Origin of the sequence: Aurantiacibacter odishensis (assembly GCF_003605195.1) — a bacterium.
GTDB lineage: Bacteria > Pseudomonadota > Alphaproteobacteria > Sphingomonadales > Sphingomonadaceae > Alteraurantiacibacter > Alteraurantiacibacter odishensis.
In genome coordinates this window covers 1-3215 of the sequence record NZ_QYOS01000006.1, presented here as the reverse complement: position 1 = coordinate 3215, position 3215 = coordinate 1, and the positions used below count along the sequence as shown (strand labels likewise).

Below are 3215 nucleotides of genomic sequence, written 5' to 3'. Positions count from 1 at the left end.
ATGAAAATCGCATTCATTGGCCTTGGCAACATGGGCGGCGGCATGGCCGCGAACCTCGTGAAGGCGGGGCACGACGTTCGTGCCTTCGACCTCAGCGAACAGGCGCTGGCCGCCGCGAAAGAGCATGGCTGCGAGACCTTCACCTCCGCGTCCGAAGCCTGCGAGGGCGTGGACGCGGTTGTTTCCATGCTGCCGAACGGCGAGATCGTGAAATCGGTCTACACCAGCGACGTGATCGGCAAGGCGCCGCAGGGCGCGGTGTTCCTCGATTGCTCCACCATAGACGTCGCCACCGCGCGCGAAGTGGCTGAGGCTGCGGAGGCCGCGGGTTATGCCATGGTCGATGCGCCGGTTTCCGGCGGGATCGCGGCGGCAGAGGCGGGCACGCTCACCTTCATGGTTGGCGGCAGCAATGAAGCTTTCGCCAAGGCGAAGCCGGTGCTGGAAGGCATGGGCAAGGCGGTGATTCACGCCGGACAGGCCGGCAACGGACAGGCCGCCAAGATCTGCAACAACATGCTGCTGGCCGTGCAAATGATCGGCACCTGCGAGGCCTTTGCCATGGCGCAGAAGCTGGGGCTGGACCCACAGACCTTCTACGACATTTCCAGCGTCTCCTCCGGCCAGTGCTGGTCCATGACGAGCTATTGCCCGGTGCCCGGCGTGGGGCCGAAGTCGCCCGCCGACAACGATTACCAGGGCGGCTTTGCCACGGGCTTGATGCTCAAGGACCTGAAGCTGGCCATGGCAGCGGCACAGACCGCTGGGGTCGACACGAAGATGGGGCGCCGCGCCAAGGAGCTTTACGACGAGTTCGACATGAATGGGAACGGCAGGCGCGATTTCTCTTCCATCATCCAGACGCTGGATTAACCCGTCACACTGACACCAGGCCGCCCACTTTCGAACCGGGATCCTGAAAGGATTTGGCAACATGCAGGACGTTTACATTCTCTCGGGCGTACGAACCGCCATCGGTACCTTCGGAGGGAGTCTCGCCGGCTTCCGCCCGGCTGAAATCGGCACAATCGTGATGAAGGAAGCGATATCCCGGGCGGGTATTGCAGCAGACAGCATTGAGCAGGTCGCAGTAGGCAATGTGGTTCCGACCCAACCAAAGGACGCCTATATCAGCCGTGTCGCATCGGTGAATGCGGGTATCCCGATCGAAAGCGCAGCGATGAACGTCAATCGCTTGTGCGGGTCAGGGCTGCAGGCGGTTATCTCGATGGCGCAAGCTATCAAGCTTGGCGAATGCAAGTTCGCCATTGGTGCCGGTACCGAGTCCATGTCGAATGCTCCCCACATGACCAGCGCCGCACGGTTCGGCACAAGGCTGGGTGACCTCAGTCTTGTCGATGGATTGCTCGGTGCTCTGCAAGATCCGTTCGGTGACATGCACATGGGAGTGACTGCCGAAAACGTGGCGGAGCGTTGCTCGATAACGCGGGAGGAACAGGATGCACTGGCTGTCGAAAGCCACAAGCGCGCGGCACGAGCCATTTCAGAGGGGTACTTCAAGGATCAGATCGTCCCGGTCGAGATCAAGTCTCGCAAGGGAGCGACCGTGTTCGACACTGACGAACACGTACGGACCGACGCTTCGATAGAGGGAATGGAGGGCCTTCGCCCCGTGTTCAAGAAGGATGGCACCGTTACGGCAGGAAATGCATCGGGCATCAATGACGGTGCAGCAGCAGTTGTGCTCGCGTCGGGCGCGACCGTCGAAGCTTCCGGATTATCGCCTCTCGCCAGGATTCTCGGCTGGGGTCACGCAGGAGTGGAGCCCGAGGTGATGGGCCTCGGTCCTGTGAAAGCGGTGCCCGTGGCGCTGGAGCGGGCTGGTTTGACGCTTGACGATATCGACGTGATCGAAAGCAACGAGGCCTTTGCGGCTCAGGCTTGCGGCGTCGCGAGGGAACTTGGCTTCGATCCGGCCAAGACAAATCCCAATGGCTCAGGTGTCTCGCTTGGCCACCCGGTCGGCGCGACCGGCACGATACTTACTGTCAAAACGGTCTACGAGCTGATGCGTACCGGCAAGCGCTATGGCCTCGTCACGATGTGCATCGGAGGCGGTCAGGGCATCGCCATGGTCGTCGAGAACGTGAGCGCCGCTTAGTGTCCGCCAATATCGCCGAAATGGAACGCCGCCGTGAAGCTGCTCGCATGGGCGGGGGCCAGAAGCGCATCGACGCGCAGCACGCCAAGGGCAAGCTGACCGCGCGCGAACGGCTCGACGTGCTGCTGGACGAAGGCAGCTTCGAGGAACTCGATACCTACGTCGAGCACGACTGCGTCGATTTCGGGATGCAGGACCAGAAGATACCGGGCGACGGGGTGGTGACCGGCAGCGGCACCATCAACGGGCGACTGGTCTATGTCTTCAGCCAGGATTTCACCGTGTTCGGCGGCAGTCTGTCGAAGCGGCACGCGGAGAAGATCTGCAAGGTGATGGACAACGCCATGAAAGTCGGCGCGCCGGTGATCGGGCTGAACGATTCCGGCGGTGCGCGCATCCAGGAAGGCGTGGCCAGCCTTGGCGGCTATGCCGAGGTGTTTCAGAAGAACGTGCTGGCATCGGGCGTCATCCCGCAGCTCAGCCTCATCATGGGGCCGTGCGCGGGCGGGGCGGTCTATTCGCCGGCCATGACCGACTTCATCTTCATGGTGAAGGACAGCTCCTACATGTTCGTGACGGGGCCGGACGTGGTGAAGACCGTCACCAACGAGGAAGTGACGCAGGAGGACCTCGGCGGCGCGGTGGTGCACACCACCAAGACGAGCGTTGCCGACCTTGCGCTGGAGAACGACATCGAGGCGCTGCTGGCCGCGCGCGAACTGATCGGCTTCGTGCCCGAGAGCAACCGCGATCCGCTGCCCGAACTGCCGACAGACGATCCGTGGGACCGGCGCGAGGACAGCCTCGACACGCTGATCCCGGCCAGCTCCAACATGCCCTACGACATGCACGAGCTGATCCGCAAAGTGGTGGACGACGGCAATTTCTTCGAAATCCAGCCCAAGCACGGTGCGAACATCATCACCGGCTTCGGCCGGATCGAGGGCAAGCCCGTGGGCTTCGTCGCCAACCAGCCGATGGTGCTGGCGGGCGTTCTGGATATCGACGCCAGCCGCAAGGCCGCGCGCTTCGTGCGCTTCTGCGATGCGTTCAGCATCCCGATCGTGACCTTCGTGGACGTGCCCGGCTTCCT

General features: G+C 62.6%; 3 protein-coding genes. All 3 read left to right on the top strand.

Annotated elements, in window-relative coordinates:
• Positions 1–873: 3-hydroxyisobutyrate dehydrogenase (gene mmsB, locus D4Q51_RS00085; RefSeq protein WP_120075312.1), on the top strand; the 873-nt coding region annotated here is incomplete at its 5' end.
• Between the two features lie 61 nt (positions 874–934).
• Positions 935–2122 (top strand): acetyl-CoA C-acyltransferase family protein, encoded by a 1188-nt coding sequence (locus D4Q51_RS00080; RefSeq protein ID WP_120075310.1) that lies wholly within the window; start codon positions 935–937, stop codon positions 2120–2122.
• On the top strand, positions 2122–3215 hold a 1094-nt coding region (locus tag D4Q51_RS00075; RefSeq protein WP_162925064.1), incomplete at its 3' end, for an acyl-CoA carboxylase subunit beta. The genes D4Q51_RS00080 and D4Q51_RS00075, both read left to right, overlap by 1 nt.

Coding starts and splice junctions, on each gene's coding strand:
- D4Q51_RS00080 (WP_120075310.1), top strand. CDS start 935: ATGCAGGACGTTTACATTCTCTCGGGCGTACGAACCGCCATCGGTACC.